The 18,855-nt window shown below is 51.6% G+C and carries 13 protein-coding genes; 7 read left to right on the top strand and 6 right to left on the bottom strand.

Annotated elements, in window-relative coordinates; all coding sequences use genetic code 11:
• The first annotated feature begins 128 nt into the window (after window positions 1–128).
• On the top strand, window positions 129–3,641 hold the full coding sequence (locus tag ACP3TE_RS17985; protein WP_426734616.1) for a CDP-glycerol glycerophosphotransferase family protein: 3,513 nt from the start codon (window positions 129–131) through the stop codon (window positions 3,639–3,641).
• Between the two features lie 76 nt (window positions 3,642–3,717).
• On the opposite strand, the gene ACP3TE_RS17980 is transcribed toward ACP3TE_RS17985, so the two are convergent.
• A complete protein-coding gene (locus ACP3TE_RS17980) occupies window positions 3,718–4,926 on the bottom strand; it encodes a CDP-glycerol glycerophosphotransferase family protein (RefSeq protein ID WP_402741353.1) in 1,209 nt (402 codons plus the stop codon).
• Between the two features lie 427 nt (window positions 4,927–5,353).
• Here ACP3TE_RS17980 and ACP3TE_RS17975 point away from each other — a divergent pair, with 427 nt between their 5' ends.
• From ACP3TE_RS17975 to mutM, 4 genes are read left to right on the top strand one after another with little or no spacing between them, the layout of a single operon-like run.
• Window positions 5,354–5,875: a YceD family protein gene (locus ACP3TE_RS17975; protein ID WP_181148963.1), complete on the top strand. Its 522-nt coding sequence runs from the start codon at window positions 5,354–5,356 to the stop codon at window positions 5,873–5,875.
• A gap of 2 nt (window positions 5,876–5,877) precedes the next feature.
• Window positions 5,878–6,081, top strand: coding sequence for a 50S ribosomal protein L32 (gene rpmF, locus ACP3TE_RS17970; RefSeq protein ID WP_013348816.1), 204 nt, complete (start codon window positions 5,878–5,880; stop codon window positions 6,079–6,081).
• A gap of 3 nt (window positions 6,082–6,084) precedes the next feature.
• Window positions 6,085–6,783: a ribonuclease III gene (gene rnc, locus ACP3TE_RS17965; protein ID WP_426734612.1), complete on the top strand. Its 699-nt coding sequence runs from the start codon at window positions 6,085–6,087 to the stop codon at window positions 6,781–6,783.
• A gap of 10 nt (window positions 6,784–6,793) precedes the next feature.
• Complete coding sequence (mutM, locus tag ACP3TE_RS17960; protein WP_426734610.1) at window positions 6,794–7,723, top strand: bifunctional DNA-formamidopyrimidine glycosylase/DNA-(apurinic or apyrimidinic site) lyase; 930 nt, start codon at window positions 6,794–6,796, stop codon at window positions 7,721–7,723.
• A 1-nt stretch (window position 7,724) separates the two neighbouring features.
• On the opposite strand, the gene ACP3TE_RS17955 is transcribed toward mutM, so the two are convergent.
• The 5 genes from ACP3TE_RS17955 to ACP3TE_RS17935 all read right to left on the bottom strand — a co-directional run bounded on the left by ACP3TE_RS17955 (window position 7,725) and on the right by ACP3TE_RS17935 (window position 13,568).
• Window positions 7,725–8,453 (bottom strand): DUF6270 domain-containing protein, encoded by a 729-nt coding sequence (locus ACP3TE_RS17955; RefSeq protein ID WP_133833480.1) that lies wholly within the window; start codon window positions 8,451–8,453, stop codon window positions 7,725–7,727.
• 84 nt (window positions 8,454–8,537) lie between these two features.
• Window positions 8,538–10,364 carry a hypothetical protein gene (locus ACP3TE_RS17950; protein WP_426734608.1) on the bottom strand — a complete coding sequence of 609 codons (1,827 nt, stop codon included), beginning with the start codon at window positions 10,362–10,364 and terminating at the stop codon, window positions 8,538–8,540.
• 124 nt (window positions 10,365–10,488) lie between these two features.
• Window positions 10,489–11,334, bottom strand: a complete 846-nt coding sequence (locus tag ACP3TE_RS17945; RefSeq protein ID WP_426734606.1) for a hypothetical protein — start codon at window positions 11,332–11,334, stop codon at window positions 10,489–10,491.
• Between the two features lie 280 nt (window positions 11,335–11,614).
• Complete coding sequence (locus tag ACP3TE_RS17940; RefSeq protein WP_426734604.1) at window positions 11,615–12,529, bottom strand: hypothetical protein; 915 nt, start codon at window positions 12,527–12,529, stop codon at window positions 11,615–11,617.
• 166 nt (window positions 12,530–12,695) lie between these two features.
• Window positions 12,696–13,568, bottom strand: a complete 873-nt coding sequence (locus ACP3TE_RS17935; protein WP_400288837.1) for a serine hydrolase domain-containing protein — start codon at window positions 13,566–13,568, stop codon at window positions 12,696–12,698.
• 104 nt (window positions 13,569–13,672) lie between these two features.
• Between ACP3TE_RS17935 and smc the strand changes: the two genes are divergently transcribed.
• Together smc and ACP3TE_RS17925 are read left to right on the top strand one after the other, a co-directional pair.
• Window positions 13,673–17,245 (top strand): chromosome segregation protein SMC, encoded by a 3,573-nt coding sequence (gene smc, locus ACP3TE_RS17930; RefSeq protein ID WP_426734602.1) that lies wholly within the window; start codon window positions 13,673–13,675, stop codon window positions 17,243–17,245.
• A 74-nt stretch (window positions 17,246–17,319) separates the two neighbouring features.
• Window positions 17,320–18,765, top strand: a complete 1,446-nt coding sequence (locus tag ACP3TE_RS17925) for a glycosyltransferase family 2 protein (RefSeq protein ID WP_426734600.1) — start codon at window positions 17,320–17,322, stop codon at window positions 18,763–18,765.
• Window positions 18,766–18,855 lie beyond the last annotated feature (90 nt).

The following is an 18,855-nucleotide window of genomic DNA, read 5'->3' as shown; positions in this document are numbered from 1 at the left end:
ACATGAAATGACGGCCACTGCCGTGTGGTGCTAGCGGCCTATTCATGTTGTACACGCGCGATTTCCAGGCTGTTCCGCTGAACGACTTAAGCGGGGGATAGCAGCTAAAACATTGAAGGACACTATTCGTGGCAGTTGAAATTCGAGCTATGCAAGACTTGGCGCAGTCAGCGATGCAGACTTTGCGTACCCAGCGGTTAAAGCGCAAAAAGTATCGCTACTACAGCGGCTACCAAGAGCTGAACCTTGCAATTCGTGATGAAGTTCTGCATCTGGACGCTAGCGTTGCCCATCCCGTGCAATCCGTTTCGGTATTACACGGTAGCCACATCGTTCTTTCTGTTGCGCCACTTACGTCTGATCTAGTCAAAATCGGTCACGATGAATCCCATCGAATCTATGCTGAGATCTCTCTGGATCCCCTTCTTGATCGGTGGCAAGACTATCGCGAACTCGCTTCCAGCAACGAAGAGCCGGAATCCAGCGTTCCTGATTCGGATGACGCAGATGACAACCAAGTGACTCTGGAAAATGACCTGTACGCCGGTACGGTTCGTCTTGCACTGACCTTCAGCTCCGAATTCGATCAATTGCCTCCGGGAATCGCATGGTTGCAGCTAACTGAAGACGGTGAACTGCTCAGGCGCAAAGAGGTCCGGGAACGGATCGACGCCGGGGAACTAATCCTCAACGGCCCTGTTATCGCCCACCGTATTCTCGGGCGGTTCTCGTCGACTACTTTTAGCCATGACACGGTCTATAATTCAGGCGAACGCAGCGTAGGACTTTATATCAATAAGAAGGCCGAAGTGGCTTTGGCCCTGAACCGTCCTCTACGCTTCAAATATCGAATTCGTACTGACATCACCCGGATCCACGACGGCATGCTGTCGTTGGGCGGAGTTCTGGAAACGCAGAGCGACCGGTTGTCCTCAGTCACTTTGCAACTGGTTGGACGTAAATCGGAATTTGCAGTTGAAGTTCCAGCGGATCTGGTTTTCGACGAAAAGCATGCAGCAAAGCGCTTTGGACGTGCTATCTACAGCTGGTCAGCAACCCTGGATTTCAAATCTGCTGACTGGGAGGCGATCGATCGTGGCGATAACTACGATCTCTATCTGCTGGCGACTTCGAATTCCAGCGGTGAGCTTGCACGCATTCGAGTGACTCGTACCCCGTTTGCCGTGCGCAGCACGACGCGTGCAGATGCGGTGACAATCGGTGAAAAGACTCTAGCGATTTCTCCGTATTTCACCTTCAAAGCAAAATCAACATCGGTGATTCTGGAAGTGTTCGACAAAGAAGCCTTTGCCGTACTTGCTAACGCTAAACAGCGCAGTTTCCCAATCAGCCAGCCATCGGATTCGAAGCCGATTTGGATCGTCGGCGAACTATCCTACAAGGCTCAGGACAACGGGCTGCATCTGTTCAAATACCTGCGCAAAGAACGCCCAGATATTGATGCATACTATGTCATCGATGAGAAAGCTCCCGATTTGCGGAATTTCGATTCCATGGATCACGTCGTTTTCCATGGCAGCAAAGAACATTTTGAATTGGCTATTCGTGCGCAACGAGTCATCGGCACGCACCATGCCGATTACTTGTACCCAACAAGGCACCATAGCTTCTCCTCGCGTTGCCGCGCTACTCGGGTGTTCTTGCAGCATGGCGTAATGGGAACCAAATGGATGGTTCCCAACTACGGCAAGAATTCACCTGGCTTTGCGACGGACCTTTTCATGGTTTCCTCTGAGCGCGAGAAGCAGTACATCGTTAAGGACTTCCTCTACTCGCCTGGCGAAGTCAAGGTCACCGGGCTATCGCGGTTCGATTCCTTGCTGGCGACGGATTTGAGTGTTAACGAGAACATGCTCCTGATCATCCCAACGTGGCGTGATTGGTTGCAGAATGAGGAAGTTTTCCTAGAATCGGACTACCTCGAGCAATGGAAAAACCTGCTTAATTCGGCGGAACTTGCAGAATTAGTCCAGAGGTATGGCCTGGAAGTTGTTTTCTGCCTCCATCCCAACATGATGCAATTCAGGGATCATTTTGCTGGCGCGCCCGCTCGACTAATTGTCCAAGGTGAAATTGACGTCCAGGAACTAATCAAGACCGCGGCAATCATGGTCACGGATTACTCTTCAGTGAACTTTGACTTCAGCTTCCTGCACAAGCCTGTTCACTACTACCAGTTCGATCGCTCTCGCTTCTTGGGACCGAGCGGATCGCATTTGAACTTGGACGACGAATTGCCAGGCCGCATTGCCTTTGACGCAGAAACATTGCTGGATGATCTTTCACGTACCCTGCAACGAGGGAAAGCCATGGAAGACAAGTACCGCCAACGTGCTGACGTGTTCATGACCCATCGGGACCAAAACAATTCGCAACGCATAACGGAAGAAATCGAGCGAGCCGAGCTGCGCGGCAGACCCAACGTTGGCTGGCGTGCCGAATTGCCGGTTAAGTTGAAGAACAAGTTCCGTAGGAACAAGCGGTACTTTGACGTCATGCGCAAGCTATACAAGTTGTACAAGCTTGCTCCCATGGAAGAAGACCTCATCGTCTTCGAATCAGGTCTCGGGAATCAGTACGGCGACTCTCCTCGGTATATTTACGAGGAATTGCTGCGACAAGGTGACACACGTCGCAAGGTATGGGTTTACTCGGGAAAGCACCGCTTCTCCGATCCTTTGACGACTACCGTTAAGCGATTGTCACCGGAATATTTCTGGCACCTCGCACGGGCAAAATACTGGGTGAATAACCAGAGCTTCCCGCACTATGTGAAGCGTCGCGCGAAGGGAGTGTTCCTGCAGACCTGGCACGGAACACCACTCAAGCAGATGGCACTCGATGTTCGCGAAGTTCAAGGCCGCGATGAGGGGTATCTTGAGCGTGTTACACGAGCAACGCGCCAATGGACGCACCTCATTTCGCCTTCTCGCTACACGAGCGAGATCATGCGATCCGCCTATGCATTCTCAGGCGAAGCCGTGGAGCTTGGCTATCCCCGAAACGACATCTTGACCGGTACCGACGTTGCTGAGCAAGAAAAGCGTGTTCGTGATGAGCTTGCAATACCCCCAGGAATCAAGACCGTACTTTACGCGCCGACATTCCGTGACGATGCGGCTTCAAGCCGCGGTAAATTCAGATTCGACCTGCCAATGGATCTGGAGGAGTTCGACCGTCGTTTTGGCGAAGATACCATCTTGATGTTGCGCATGCATGTGCTGGTATCAAATGCCGTGTCGATTCCGGAGAGCCTGCGGCACCGCATTATCGATGTCTCGAGTCATCCAGATATTCAGGAACTGTACCTTGCTTCTGATGTATTGATTACTGATTATTCGTCGGTGTTCTTCGACTACTCGCTGTTGCGACGACCAATTATCTTCTATGCATACGATCTGGAGAACTACCGGGACAATCTGCGTGGTTTCTATTTGGACTACGAGAGTGCGTTGCCTGGCCCAATTGTTGAAGAAGAGAGCGACCTTTGGGATGCACTATCGTCAGCCTTGGCGGGGGCTGATCTGCCAGGGGTGAATCGAGACGAATTCATTGAAAAGTTTGCCCCAAACGATGACGGACATGCTGCGCGACGCGTTGTTGAGCGCTTCTTCAAATAAGGAAGACTCCGCAGCTTATTGAAATTGTGTTGCCGGGCCTCTTGCAGGCCCGGCACCACTATGCTGCTGAAGCTGGCTAGTGATCAGTGACGCTGTCTTCTTGCACTAGCGCCAGCGTTTCTGCAATGAAACGTTGCATGCTGGCACCGGGGGAAACGTCGCCAAAGTAGTAATTGACCAGTCCTCGTAGCTGCGGGTTGCTGCCGGCCAAGGCCTCTCGCGCCAGCCGGCTGATTTCCGTTGCCGACGCAGCTGTAAGGGCAGGCACCTGTTGCAGCGCTGGAGTTTCATCAACGGTAGCCTCGGTGGACACTGGTTGCGTCACGAACATTGGTTTCCCTGTCGCCAAAAAGTCATAAGCAACTGCGGAAATGTCAGTCACGCAAAGGTCGGCAGCTGACCACTGCCAGCCCCAGTGGGCCGAGTCATCGAAAATGAATTGGGCTTTTGAAGTTTCGCTGTGCGCCCTCAGCTGTTTTCGGATTCTTTCTACGCCTTGCCCATAGGGTTTCGCACCCATTCCAGAACGTGGATGGGGACGAAAAATAACGTTGAATCCGCCGTCCTTGATCAGGGCGTCAATTAATTGTTCACCATGGGATAGTACTGAGCCATAATTCATGGAAGGCCGGTCGCCTTCCCACGTTGGGGCATAGAGAAGTGTTGGTAGTTCCTTATTCAGGTTCACCGGCGACGCATAATCCACATCTATTTGCGGACGCCCAATTAACCGGCATCGCAACGAAGCGTCGAAATTGCGCAAGTGATTTACCAGGCGATCTTTAGCTGCTTCACCGGCTGAAAATACATAATCGTAGGCCTTGAGCTGGTTGGACCACATGTAGGCTTTTTCGCTTTCGCCATGGCAGATGAAGACATGATTAGGCGCATTGAACCGCATGATTTGAAAGTTCCGGATATTTTGATTCACGTAGAACACCACACGTAGATCCTGGGATTGCATGAATCGCTCAACATCTACAACGGCGGGGGCGAAGTGAATCGGTAGCGGGCATTCCTTGCGCAGCGACAGTGCAGTATCAGGACTTCGTACGATGATTACCACCGGCACGAATTCTGCCAAGGCTAAAAGCGGTTCGTACCATTGCCTGATCTGGTAGGCGTTGGCCATCTCATCGGGAAAGTGCAGCGCTACCTTGTACCGGTCAGCGTCCACGGGCAGGTGACGTAGTTCTGTGGCGTGGTTCTGAATGAACTTCAGGTGTCGCCGTGTCTCAAAGCGCGATTGCACTTTCTTGACGACGCTATTGACGGTTCGTAACACTTTCACAGAGAATCCCTCACCACTTAATTCGAAGCATGACCAAGCATAATTCGCTGGGCAGGCTTTCTTCGGGACGTTTGCTATAAGCCGTTTTGCGTCGCGCTCGCCCGTGGCGTTATTCCGATTCTTCTTCGAAGTCCGCGGCCCGGATTGCAAGGTCGGGAATGTTGGATTAGCAACGCGTGCAAGTAGGGATTGGCAGGTCGTCTACGATATGCTGTGGTGAGTGCAACACCGGCATCGAGCTCTGAAAACTGGTTTCAGTTTGGGAACTTGGCCTACGGCAAGCTAAGATGAAATGTCGGACTATGTTTCTATAGGAGTCATCATTAGCGAAAAGCGTTCTGATCGATCGTCACACGGCGAACTCGATCGCAACTCGCCTCTGGTTTTTTCAACCAGGGAGCTCGGCCGTTCGCCTGGCTCAATGAAAACTCTCAATGAGCAGGTTTCGGCACCCGCAGATGTGGGAAATGCACTCATCGGTATTCGTGGAGGATCTGAGCTTGACTTAGATCTTCGCTTTGAAGCCGTGCATGAAGGAATTCTGGTATCGGGTACCGCTACAGCGCAAATCGCTGGGGAATGTGGACGATGCTTGGAGCCCATCGAGTACGACTTCGAGGCTGATATTCAAGAGCTCTTCTATTATGAAGAGAGCGAAGAATTCGAAGACGATGATGATGTGGATCAGTATTGGGTGGTCGGTGACTTGATTGACATCGATCCGGTAGTACGGAGCGCAGTGGTTACCGCCCTGCCGTTCCAGCCGGTTTGCCGGGAAGATTGCTTGGGGCTCTGCAGTGAATGCGGAATCAGTCTCAACGATGACCCTCAGCATGATCATGAGATTCTGGATCCACGTTGGGCAGCGCTAGCGCAGCTGTCCGACATTGTCGCAGAGGATGCGACAAATGATAAAACGTCAGACAAGAGAGAAGAGAAGTAGTCGTGGCTGTTCCAAAGCGGAAGATGTCCCGTGCGAATACTCGTGCCCGCCGTTCTCAGTGGAAGGCTACCGCACCGAACCTGGTGAAGACCGTTGAAAACGGTCGCGTAACCTACAGCCTGCCTCACCAGGCTAAGGTTGTCACCGACTCGGCTGGTACCGAATTGTTCCTTGAGTACAAGGGTCGCAAGGTCGCAGACGTCTAAGACATGTCTTCAAAAGAAGAACTTATGAAGCGTCTCGGAATCAATATTGATTCCGAGACGTTTCGTCTTGCATTTACCCACCGCTCATATTCCTATGAGAACGGTGGCATTCCAACGAATGAACGCCTTGAATTCTTAGGCGATTCGATTCTTGGCTTCTGCGTTGCAGAATACCTATACGCAACTTTCCCGAATCTGCCAGAAGGCGATCTCGCGAAGCGGCGAGCGGCTATCGTCAGTACCCGCGCATTGGCGATCATTGCCCGTGATCTGGAAGTGGGGGAGCACCTGCTCCTAGGACGTGGGGAAGCCCAGTCCAACGGAGCCAATAAATCCTCCATTCTGGCAGACACCATGGAAGCAATTCTTGGGGCCACCTATTTGGTTCAAGGCATGGAAGCTGCGCGCTCGTTTGTGCTTCGTTTCGTCACTCCACTGCTGGAAGATCATCGGCTGCTGGGCGCGACGACTGACTGGAAAACTGTAATCCAGGAAGAAGTAGCTTCCCAAAAGCTAGGCGAGATGCACTACCAGGTCACTGGTTCCGGTCCCGACCACGCACGCACCTACCTTGCCGAACTCCGCATCGGAAACAAGGGATACGGCCAGGGACATGGGCCATCCAAGAAGGAAGCTGAGCAGGAAGCGGCGCACAAGACTTGGCTGTTGCTGCATCCAGGTGAGCAGCTACCTAAGGGATAGCGTTTAGTTCATGCCAGAACTGCCAGAAGTTGAAGTAGTCCGAGAAGGACTGGATAAGTGGGTTCGCACTCGAACGGTACTAACCGCTCAAGTGCTGGACCCGCGTTCCGTCCGCCGTCATACCGACGGTGTTGAAGATTTTGAACAGACATTGAGTGGTTGCTCTATCGCTTCTGTGGTTCGCCGCGGCAAGTTCCTCTGGATGGACCTCGAAGGCCTTTCAACTCCTGCAGCATTGGTTGCCCACCTCGGCATGAGCGGTCAACTTCTTGTAGAAGAACCTGATGCTCCCGATGAGAAACATTTAAAAGTCAGGCTCTCACTCAGCGAAAAATCCGATTTCCCCAACGAACTGCGTTTTATAGACCAGCGAATCTTTGGGGGAATGTTCCTCTCCCCACTGGTTGCAACATCTGATGGTTTGCCTGCCGGAGCCGGGTCGCTAAAAGCATCGATCCCACAGGCGGCTGCTCACATTGCCAGAGACGTGATGGATCCTCACCGCAAGCCCGATGACCTGTACGTCGCGCTTCGCAAAAGGACGACAGAACTCAAGAGAGCGATTCTGGACCAGGGGATCATTTCCGGAGTCGGCAACATCTATGCGGATGAAGCACTCTGGCAAGCAGGCCTTTCAGGTTTGCGCAATACTGGCACTATCAGGCGTCCAGAAGTGCAACGCCTCAACGATGCTTTGGTTGATGTGATGACACGCGCCCTCGCCGCTGGTGGTACGAGCTTCGATTCTCTGTACGTGAATGTTAACGGCGCTAGCGGTTATTTCGCCAGGTCCTTGAACGCCTACGGGCGCGAAGGCAAAGCCTGTTTGCGTTGTAGAGAAAACGGCCGTGAATCTCTGATTCGTCGTGATCCCTTTATGGGCCGTTCTTCCTACAGCTGCCCAGTGTGCCAGCCGCGACCACGCCGTGCACCGAGATAAGCTACTTTTCTGAAATTTGGTCGAAGACCTGCACAAGGATTTCCTGATAGTACTCCGGCTGATAATGATACGGTGAACTACCCCATTTATGATTTTCATCGGATAGGCTGATATCCAGAGACGGTTTTATTGATCTAAAACCCAATTCTCGAAGGTACGAAAAATATGGTTCGTATAACTTATTCGCGTAATGAGCGGACCAGTTTCTGAATTTAGGAACGTTACTGCCTTGACAAGAATGATCAGTCCAAATGGTCTCAATGTATATGCTATTGCTGAATAGACCACATTCTACGAGAATATCTTTGAGGGTAAGTACTCCTTGTTTCCAAAGCTCAAAGTGTTGGCTGGTGCCAAAATGAATCTTAGCCTTGGCGTACGGAAAATCATCTAAAAGACTTGATTTGGATAGTTCCGCGGAGTTCGTGATGTATCGTCCGCCCTGGAGTCGATAAACTCCTAGTCGTTCACTTAAGATGTCAAATAGGAATACTTCGACTTCATTCGATTTTTCACGCAAAGTAGAGAAGAGCGAGGACTTAATGTCTCCGACTACCATCCGGGAATTAAAGTTTGTCGATGAATTTGCTGTGTTAATTCGTGTCTCGGGTAGCGAGTTGGCGCTAATAAGCGACTGGCGAGCGATGTAACCCGTTAAATAATGTTCATCCTTGACCAGTTCATAGGCATCCCTAGAAACGCAGCCACCGTATATGAAGAAATTTACCATTGTTCCTGCGAAATAAATATTAGTAGTTATGAGAGAAAAGATTATCGGATACTGAAGATCTTAACCTAGTAAGAATATTCTTAATTACCCGAAACTGAGCCAAGACATGATCCCACCCAAACTGTAAAGATCACGAAGTTGTTTCTTGTTTAGTGAACTTGCAGTTGATAATTTACGAATGTATTCGATATCGACAGTTCCCTGTAAATCAGTACCATTCGTTTGTTCGAGAGCGCTAGATAACAGTTCTTGTCCAGTCTCCTTGTAAACTACCTGCCAAAAATTAACTCCCAATCCGTTGGCTTCCTCCACCTTAGCTTTGCGTTGCGCGGCAGTAAGTTTGGGTTCGGTGGCATTTAGGCGTCGAAGAACGGATAGGAATGTGCTATCAGCTTCACATTCAGGTGTGAGCCCTTTTACGAAATTAATTTTCTCGTTATTCCTTGGCCATGAACGTAATTCTCGTCGATTTCTTAGTTGTAATAGATCTTGGCTGAACCTGTCGTAATCGAAGGGCCATGATAATAGATCAGGTTTCAGCGAGTCTAGTAAATCATGGCCAATGAGATTTGCCGATCTGACATGTTGCGTAGATCTTCTGGCTAATTCGAAACCAGCAACAGAATACAACGGGTCAAACCTAGAGCCAACACGACTCCATAATAAAGACGTCTGACCGATATGGTAGCGATTCCGATTATGCGTATAAAACGCATCTCCTATGAAACTGGCATCCTGATAAAGATGGGACAAGTGATCGAATTTTTTTGTTAGTAATGATGAAACGTTCGCGATTGCTTCTGGCGAAAAATAGGCGCTCTTGGTGTTTGCTGTGGGCAGATAGCTTGATATAAGGAGGCTGCTATCAAGTCGACCAAGTGAGTCGGTAATTTTTCTGTTTCCAAAGAATGTTCGAAGCACTTCTCCGTAGCCGCCGCCCATTGCGCTAACTGGTACAGAGATTTCTCGACCGAACGGGCCCGTATTAGTTATTCCACCACTCGCAAAGAGTGCGCCCATTAGTCGTTCTGACATGTTCGTCGTTGGTGCAGTCGTGAGCCCTGCCCCGTCTACTCGTTGTAGGCCGTATTGTCTCGTCAGGCCATCGGCGATTATTCGATCGGTGGAACCTTCAGGGCCGGAACAGAATATATTGACTCGATCTCGCAGTTCTAGGTTCAATACTGCGGAGAGAACTAGGCGTGAGTCAAAACCGCCTGTCAAGTGTGCAGTGATTTGCTGAGAATTCGTCTCTGCTATTGCTTGGACAGCGCCTTGGACGTCAGATCGAAGAATTGTAAACAAATCGTAGAGCGATGCAGAGTCAAGGCTCTCGCGAACCTTGTAATTCTTTGTAAAGATTTGATTTCCGTACAATACGAAATACTGAAAAGGCTCAAGTGAATGCACACCCTTGTAACTTGCAGGTGTGAGCCCTCCGTTGCCAAGCATGAGACGCTCTATCTGAAACAATGGATCCTTTTCCAAGATGATTCCATGTGTCTCGGCTGCATGTACAAGTTCTACGATGCTGGTAGAAACGAATGCTTTGCCCTGCTTATTGAGAGAGAACGCAAGTGCACCGCCCAGTGGGTCAGGCAGACAAGCGCTCCATGAATCTACTGAATCTTCAATGAATAGTGCACCAGGGTTTCGTGCACCTTTCGACCACCAATCAGCAAGTTCTTCAATACTCCACCGTTCCGCTGCTTGTGGTAGTGACGAATCGAGATCCGCAGTTCGCTTAATGCATGTTCCGTTTAGAATTACGCTTCCATCGAGCCAGAATCGTCGTGAACCACGAATAACGGGATCTTCATTCCGTTTCACAACTGTGTTTATTGGCGCCGAACTGATTGAGGTATGCGGTAACCCCGTAATCACCGGAGCATAAGTCTTAGTAGAAGCCATACGTCTAACCTTACTATGTGATGTTTATTCAAGTCTCGGTGGGCTGTCCCCGTGACTCCGAGCAACCTGAACCCAAGATGATATTCACGAATGAACGGTGACTAGAACTGGAAGTATGGGTGCCTCAACTGGCAAAATTTGATAGCCCTGCGTTCCAATTCGGAGCATGGTTAACGAGTGACTTAAGAGGTTCCATGTATTCGTTCGCAGGAGGGACTATGTGCCCCTTTCCCCAATTCTGGATCTTAAAATGAATATTTGATTGCCCACGCGTAGCAGCCTCAAAGCACGAGAAATGATTCTCGTAATACAGTCTGTCACCAGTATTTTGTATGTATGCCACGGTATTTTCTCTTCCTTTGGCGTACCACTTTGACATGCTTGTTGGAATTTTTGCGGCAATCATTTGTGGGTTCCATCCCGGATACGCTTTTCGGGAGTAGTCGTCAAAGCGATCAGGTTTTCCAAGAAGTTCAATGCGAGGATTCATCACTAATGCAACTGACTTTGGAAAGTAGGTACTGTAATGAAGAGCCGCATATCCGCCAGCGGAGGAACCAAAAAAAATAAGATGTTTTTCTTGCCCGGGACGCTGTGTCAGGGCGATGATTGACGGGATGAACTTACCAGACGGAACTCGTTTGGTGCTTTGGTGCCAAAAAGTGAGTAGTTTTTCTGCTCCGCCACAAGCGGAGTCGGCGAAGGCGAGTAAGTTGACACCGAGCTTCTCAGCGAAACGCGATCCAGTAAAAATAGGATACTCAACGGTTTTGGGTCCAGTTGCCGCATGGAATGTGACCAGGGTCACCGGAGAATTTCGGTCTTCGAAGTAGAAATCGAAATATCGTCCGTTGGATTTGATAATGGTAAGCCCTTCAGGAAGACCTGCACGAAGTGCGCTATCAAAGTCGTCAAATATGCGTCTACCGCGGGAAGAGTGCTTCTTAATGTTCCTGGTACGATTCAGCATATCTAGGACCTTATCTGGGGCTGGATAGTTATTTTGACGGTCGATGGCTTCGTGTTATCACAACGAAATCTCATTTGACCCATTGCGGGTAAACGAGGAGCGCGCATTTTGTTTCGTGACTCCGGCTTTAGGGTAGGAGTGTCCTGCTCTTCTTCATATCGAAAACATGGGCAATTTTCGAGGGATGAACCTAGGTCGGACAGTGCGAGCTGCTTAGCGGGAAGCATTGTCAGTCTCACTGGCTTCCATTTTTTTGATGAAGTCAATTTGAGTTTGCTTCTTAGAATTTTAAATCTTTGGCATTCATCGAGAGGTCCATTAATTGTTCCAAGAGGCTACCGATTAGGGTGGACGGTGGTGGTGCGTGCCCTTCGGCGAATTCCCTGACGAAGACGATGTGATTATCGTCCAGCGAATTGACCCCTTCTTGTAGTTCTTTTTGCGTCGCCATTGACCAGAGGGGCTTGAGGTGTTTGCTCCGGTGCCAATCAGCACTGTTCTGAAGGTAAATAACACGTCGGGGCGCGGTAAGAGTCTGGCTTCGCAAAACGTGGGTGTGTACTTTGGAATCGGTTCTGCTCTTACAAAATTGTTTCCAATCGGGTGAGCCTAAAGTCGCAAAGGCGAAATTAAACCGACTTCTCAAGTATGCTTTTACGAAGCGTTCTGCGTATTCATATATATCCGTTTGTGGATTCCAAACCAGCGCGGTCGAGTCTCCTTTGAACCTTGAAGCGATATTTAGCGCAGCAAATCCACCTCCTGATCCACCTATGAAAATCAACTCGCGTTTAAGGCTCTCCTGAAGGACAGTTAAAGTCGCGAGTAGATTAGCTGTGAAGTTGTCGGTTGGACCACCTGTGTACCAGGCTAGGCTCAAGGAAGCGTCATCATCAAGGCTTGGGTCCGCGACGGCGATTAGTGGAAGTTTTTTATTGTTCGTCAGTCCCAGTCCGGAAAAGAATGGCCCTTTCTTATCTCCTCGAGAAGAGATGGCACCTGTGAAGAACACTGGTTGTGCTTTAAAATCTGACGCATTAATATATTCATTTACATAAATGTCAATTGGGGATTCATCTTTACCAAATTGAATGGTGTGGATCCCCGGTAGCATAATCCAGCGATTTTTAAAATCTGACAAGTTGTCCCATACGTAGTGCAGAACTTGCCACTGCCTGTAGTTTTTATCAGTCATTGAAATCCTCGTTAGTTCTGGATGATAGGTGTTGAAAGGATTGAGCTGTAATGGTGATTATGCTTAGAATAGCTGTGATTCACACTGTTTCTATATCTGTTGATCAGTCTAGCTGTTTTGATCGAAGATCAAACTAAAGAATCGTAGGCAGACTGACTCGGAATAACTAGTTATTCCGAGTAATTTTCGTGGCGACTAGAACTTGGTCATTGAACGGGGCCCAAGCGTCAACAGCCCACTGGCCAAAGCTTTTATCGGTGAGCGTCACACAGGCCAGACGATGTTTAGGGTCCACCCAGAGGAACGTACCAGACTGCCCAAAGTGTCCATAGGTGGACGCGGGATGGTTTGCACCTGTCCAGTGCGGCGCTTTGGACGATCGGATCTCAAACCCGAGTCCCCAGTCATTCGGGTTCTGCCGGCCATAGCCGGGCAGAATTCCAGCGAGGTTCTCGAAATGCACACGCGTTGCCTCGCTCAATGTTTCTTGCGCCACGATAGTTGGGTTCAAAAGTTCGGCAGCGAATTTTGCCAGGTCGGCAGCGGTGGATCGGCCATCCTTTGCGCAGCTGCCGGCAATTTCTGTATCAGCCATCCCCAGGGGAGCGAAGACCGCTTCCTGGGCATACTGGGCCATGCTGATTCCGGTCTGTTGTTCCAGATGCTCTGCGAGCTTTTCAAAGCCGTAATTCGAGTATCCGCGTTTAGTCCCTACGGCAAAGCGGATGGTTCCGGAATCGAAGTCATACCCGGCTGTGTGCGCCAATAGGTGGTGCACGGTTGAACCCTCTGGCCCAGCAGGGTCTTCGAGGGTGATGGCTTCTTCTTCCAGAGCAACCAAGAACGTGTAGGCACTAAGCAACTTGGTCACCGAAGCCAAGGGGTAAACACGGGCAGTATCACCGTGCTGGTCAACGATTGCACCATTGCCGTTCACCACCACGGATACCGCGTTGTCACTTGGCCACTGGTCAATCTGCGTCAGAATGCTCATAGAATGATCTATCCCTCGATTTTCTTCCTCGGATTTTGCGAGCACAACCAGATAATCCCCAGTGCGCTTCGCTAGAATTGCGACAAGGGTTGGGTTTGATTGCCCAACCCAACTTTAGCGATTTGGCCCAAACATAGGAACTTCACGCCGTGCATCTCAAGACTCTCACCGTTCGCGGATTCAAGTCTTTCGCATCGGCGACCACTTTTGAGTTTGAACCGGGTGTCACGGCTGTTGTAGGACCTAACGGTTCCGGCAAGTCCAATGTGGTTGACGCGCTGTCCTGGGTCATGGGTGAACAGGGTGCCAAGACGCTTCGCGGCGGCAAGATGGAAGACGTGATCTTTGCTGGCACTTCTGGCCGCCCACCACTGGGACGTGCCCATGTGTCCCTGACAATCGATAACTCTGATGGCCAGCTGCCTATCGACTATGCAGAAGTCACTATCTCCCGCACGCTGTTCCGTACGGGTGGATCCGAATACGCCATTAATGGAAGTTCGTGCCGTCTTCTGGACATTCAAGAGCTGCTTTCGGACTCCGGTCTGGGTCGAGAAATGCATGTGATTGTCGGACAGGGGCAGCTGGACCGCATCCTGCACGCTACCGCTGAAGATCGGCGTGGCTTCATCGAGGAAGCGGCCGGCGTGCTCAAGCACCGCCGGCGCAAGGAGAAAACACTGCGCAAGCTGCAAGCGATGCAGGGAAATCTGGATCGTCTTGAAGATTTGAGCGCCGAGGTTCGCCGCCAATTGGCCCCACTGGGCCGGCAAGCGAAAATCGCTCGCCGTGCGCAGACGGTGCAGCTTGATGTCAGGGATGCAAAGTCCCGTCTTCTGGCAGATGATTTGGTCACACTGAACAACAAGCTTGCCCAGGATATTGATGACGAATCCAAGATCCAAGCTCAGCAAGAAGACGCTGCGGCACGTCTGGAACGCATCAAGAAGCACATCGCTGAACTGACTGCCCAGATGGAAACCATTACCCCGCGCCTGTTTCAAATCCAGGAAACGTGGGTTTCGTTGAGCACGCAGGCAGAGCGTTACCGATCGCTTGCCGCGTTGGCTCGTGAACGCGGGAAATTGCTGGAAAGCAATGAAACCCATTTCGATTCCAGCCGTGATCCTGAGCGTTTGGAAGCTCAAGCTGAGCGAATGAGCGAAGAACTTGAGGAACTTGAAGAAGCTCTTGAAGACCGCCACGAGATTCTTGCTGAAGCTGTAGAGGGTAAAGAGCAGGCCGAGGAAGCATCACGCGCCGAACAGCAGCGGATGGCTGCCATGCTCCGTGCCGCGGCGGACCGTCGAGAAGGCATGTCACGGCTCGCCTCGCAGGTGGCTTCCGCACGCAGCCGTGTCGACGTGACCCGGGCCGAAATATCCCGACTCCAGGAAAGCGTCCAGTCCTTCGACTCGGACCTTGAACTGGATTTGCGCTCTCACGCAGAAGTTGCCAGTGATCTTGAAAAACAATTGGCTGGCGAAGCCCAACTGAATATCGATTTTGAGAGTTCAGATCGGGAACACGCAGCATTGTCAGAAGAACACAATGCCGATAGCCAGTGTGAACGCGAGCTATCTGTGCGTGTTTCCGGATTGCGTGCTCGCCTTGAAGCCCTGAAGTTGAACTCCAAACCAGATGATCAGTCGTCACAGCTTCTTGGATCAACATCCGGACTGCTCCTCGGTCGTTTGGGGGAGCTGATTACGGTTAATCCGGGATATGAACAGGCCATCGCCGCGATTTTGCGTGACAGTGCAGAAGCTTTGGTAGCTAAGAACCTCGGTGATGCGTTGGATCTCATCGAAGACCTCCAACAGCAGCAGGCCAGCCAAGTATTCCTGCACGCCGAAGTTCTTCCAAGTGGTGCAAAGGCTCCTGCGATGCCTAATGCCGTCAGCGCTCGTGAAGTTGTAGCTGCCGATGGCCCGCTGAACAGTTTGCTTGATCAGCTTCTTGTTGGCCATTACATCATTGAGGAAATGAGCCAAGCTCCTGCGGCTTTGGTGCAGAACCCATCTGCGCTGCTCACCACCTTGGATGGCATCACTGTTTCGGCAGTTCGCAGTTCCGTGGGGGACTCAGCAGGCGCTTCCCTGATCGCGCAGCAGGCCTTAGTGGAGCAGACGGAAACTGAACTTTCCCAGTGCCAGGAAGAACTTTCCACAGTCGAGCACAGATTGGCTCAGCGGGGACCGGAGCTTTCCATCGCTCAGCAACAGCGAGATGAAGCCCTGTCGGCGCTGGCTGAATCTGATGCCGCCATTGATGAATTATCCACGTATCTGGCACGTCTCGGACAGAAACTTCGCAGCGCGCGATCGGACAAAACCAAGCTGGAAGAAAAGCTCGAAGCAACGCTGGAGAAGCTGGAAATCGAGCAGGAATCTCTTGAAGAGATTACCGAGCGCATGGAGCTAGCTTCAACGGATCAAGATGAAGAAACCGTTGATGACGCGGCACGAGCAGCTCTTGCAGATGCTGCAGCCGCGGCACGACAGCAGGAGCTAGAAGCCCGGCTTGCCTTGCGCAGTAGTGAAGAGCGCGTTTCTGCGTTGCGTTCACGCGTTGAGGGACTGCGCCGCACTGCGGCAGCTGAGCGCAATCACCGTGAAGTTGCAGCTCGTCGCGCTGAGCAGCGCAAGGCGCAAGCGGCCAATGCGATCCGTATTGAGCAAGCTGCTGAGCGCGTCCTGCGTTTCATTGAAGTATCCGTATCGATGGCTGGCCAAGAACGCGAAGAGCTGGCCGGAAAGAAATCCGAACTGGAATCCATGCTTGTCAGCCAACGCAAGGAAGCGGAGCAGCTCTCCGCCGAGCTGGCCCGTCTTGCTGATGCTGTGCATCGTGACGAGATGGCCCGTGCGGAACTGCGGATGCGCATTGAAAATCTTGAGACCAAGGCCCTGGAAGAACTGGGATACACCCCTGATCACCTCATCGCCAATTACGGTCCAGACCAGCTGATTCCGGAGGCCCTCGACGAAGATGACAAGTGGGGCGCGCTGCGGCAAAACGTTGATGAAGAAGGCAATCCTGTCGGCACCCGGGCATATGATCGCGTCGAGCAGGAAAAGCGGCTGAAGAAGGCAGAACGCGACCTGGCGGCCTTGGGCAAGGTCAATCCGTTGGCACTTGAAGAGTTCGCTGCCTTGGAGGAACGCCATAAGTTCCTTTCCGGCCAGCTCGAGGATTTGAAGAAGTCCCGAGGGGATTTGCAGCAGATCATTGCCGACGTTGATTCCCACGTCGAGCGGGTGTTCACCGAGGCCTACAACGACACCGCCGTGCAGTTCAGGCGGATCTTCGATCGCCTCTTCCCAGGCGGCGAGGGCCAGCTGGTGCTCACCGATCCCGAGAATATGCTCACCACAGGCATCGAGGTGGAAGCGCGTCCGGCCGGCAAGAAGATCAAGCGGCTCTCGCTGCTCTCCGGTGGCGAGCGTTCGCTGACTGCTGTCGCGTTGCTGGTCGCCATTTTCAAGGCTCGCCCATCGCCGTTCTACGTGATGGACGAGGTGGAGGCGGCCTTGGACGATATGAATTTGGGGCGCCTGATCACGATCTTCGAAGAGTTGCGCGAGTCCTCGCAGCTGATTGTGATTACCCACCAGAAGAAGACCATGGAAGTAGCTGATGCCCTGTACGGCGTCACTATGCGCGGCGACGGGGTTTCTACGGTGATTAGCCAGAAAATGGAACGAGCTGTGACGACGTAGCTATTGCGGTAAAGTAGGGAATTGCAGGAGCGAGCTTGCTTGCTCTGTAATTCACTGTCTCTACTGAGGATGACATGGCATTTTTCCGTAAACGTATCAATGATAACCCTGCTGTTACGAAGAGTCCTGTGCATCGGGAATCAAGGCAGGAGGATGTCCTCCCGAGCGGGTCGGTGCTCCAGGGACCTTCTCCATGGGTGAGTGTGGTTATTCCCGTTTACAACGCCATGCCATTCCTTACGGAACTGCTTAATTCTCTGGAAGCCCAGGACCTGAAGCCAGAAGAATTCGAAGTCATTGCCGTGGATGATGGCTCGACGGATTTTGGCGGAGAGATTTTGGATGTCTATGCGAAGCGAAATTCGAACTTCATCGCCCTGCATCAAGAGAACAGTGGTTGGCCGGGCAAGCCGCGCAATGTAGGCATTGAGAATGCGCGTGGAGAATATGTTTTCTTCATCGACAGTGATGACCGGCTCGGGCCTCAAGCGCTAAGGCGCATGACTTCATTTGCGCTGGAGCACGACGTGGATGTCCTCGTGCCGAAAATGGTCGGTTTGGACGGCCGGAGAGTTCAAGCGAAGCTGTTTGAAAAAACAATTCTCGATGTCGACTACGACTTTATTCTGCGGACCCTTTCGCCGCAAAAGATGATCAGGCGACGGCTTCTCAATTCGCATGGCATCCGCTTTGTCGAAGAAAAAGTCAGGCTTGAAGATGGCATCGCCATGGTCGAAGCATATTCCGCTGCTCAGCGGATAAGCATCCTGGGCGACTACAACTACTACGAGATCCGGCTAAGGTCGGACGGCCAGAATATTAGTACGCAGCAAATCGATCCTGCCGGTTATGTAGGTTCCTTGACCAAGATCGCGCAGACTATCGCGACGTACACGGGGCCGGATCTGGAAGTGGCAAGGAAGCGCATTGCCGGATTGTTCGTTCGCAAGGGTTTGCGTTTCTATGACGGACAACGTTTCCTGCGTTATACCGCAGAACAGCGCGCAGCATGGGTGTCGAGCCACAAGAGTTTCTTGGAAACCTTCCAACTGGATAATTCTGCAGCGCTCTTCAAGCCGCAAGAGGCAAAGCTGGTCGATGCCATCCTCGCCGGCGACTTGGAATACCTGGAGCAGCTTGCCCAGAATAAAATGGATTCCGAGAAAGCGCCTGCAGTTGTTTCGGTCGAGAATACTGCTGAACGCATTTCTTTGGTTGTCGATTTTCCAGCCTCGGGACCGTCGCCAATCGGCATTCATATAAGGGATCGGGACACCGAAACCGTGGCAAGGGGAGAGCTTGCAGTTGACGAAAGCGGATCGCGGCTCACTGCATCTTTCCCGCGTGCCACCGTGCTTGAATCGATTTCTCGCTTGGGCAACATCTTCATCGAGTATCAGGGCGTTCCTGCAAAGCGGATCAAGATGGGGAAAAGCGCTGCGAGCCAGGAATTCTCGGGCTTGCTGGTCTACGCAACGGCCAATGGATATATGAGCATAGATGCTCGCCAAGCTAAGTAGCACGGAGCTATAGGGAGCCGGGCTGTCCGCCTTCCCCGGGACAGGCACCCTCCTGCAGAACACAGAGAGGCTCGTAGTTGCCCCAAACAG

Origin of the sequence: Glutamicibacter sp. 2E12, assembly GCF_050030965.1 — a bacterium.
Taxonomy (GTDB): Bacteria; Actinomycetota; Actinomycetes; order Actinomycetales; family Micrococcaceae; genus Glutamicibacter.
Note: the sequence above shows the minus strand (reverse complement) of the source record. Positions and strands in the feature narration are given on the sequence as shown.

Coding starts and splice junctions, on each gene's coding strand:
- ACP3TE_RS17975 (WP_181148963.1), top strand. CDS start 5,354: ATGAAAACTCTCAATGAGCAGGTTTCGGCACCCGCAGATGTGGGAAAT.
- rnc (WP_426734612.1), top strand. CDS start 6,085: ATGTCTTCAAAAGAAGAACTTATGAAGCGTCTCGGAATCAATATTGAT.
- mutM (WP_426734610.1), top strand. CDS start 6,794: ATGCCAGAACTGCCAGAAGTTGAAGTAGTCCGAGAAGGACTGGATAAG.
- ACP3TE_RS17955 (WP_133833480.1), bottom strand. CDS start 8,453: ATGGTAAATTTCTTCATATACGGTGGCTGCGTTTCTAGGGATGCCTAT.
- ACP3TE_RS17950 (WP_426734608.1), bottom strand. CDS start 10,364: ATGGCTTCTACTAAGACTTATGCTCCGGTGATTACGGGGTTACCGCAT.
- ACP3TE_RS17945 (WP_426734606.1), bottom strand. CDS start 11,334: ATGCTGAATCGTACCAGGAACATTAAGAAGCACTCTTCCCGCGGTAGA.
- ACP3TE_RS17940 (WP_426734604.1), bottom strand. CDS start 12,529: ATGACTGATAAAAACTACAGGCAGTGGCAAGTTCTGCACTACGTATGG.
- ACP3TE_RS17925 (WP_426734600.1), top strand. CDS start 17,320: ATGGCATTTTTCCGTAAACGTATCAATGATAACCCTGCTGTTACGAAG.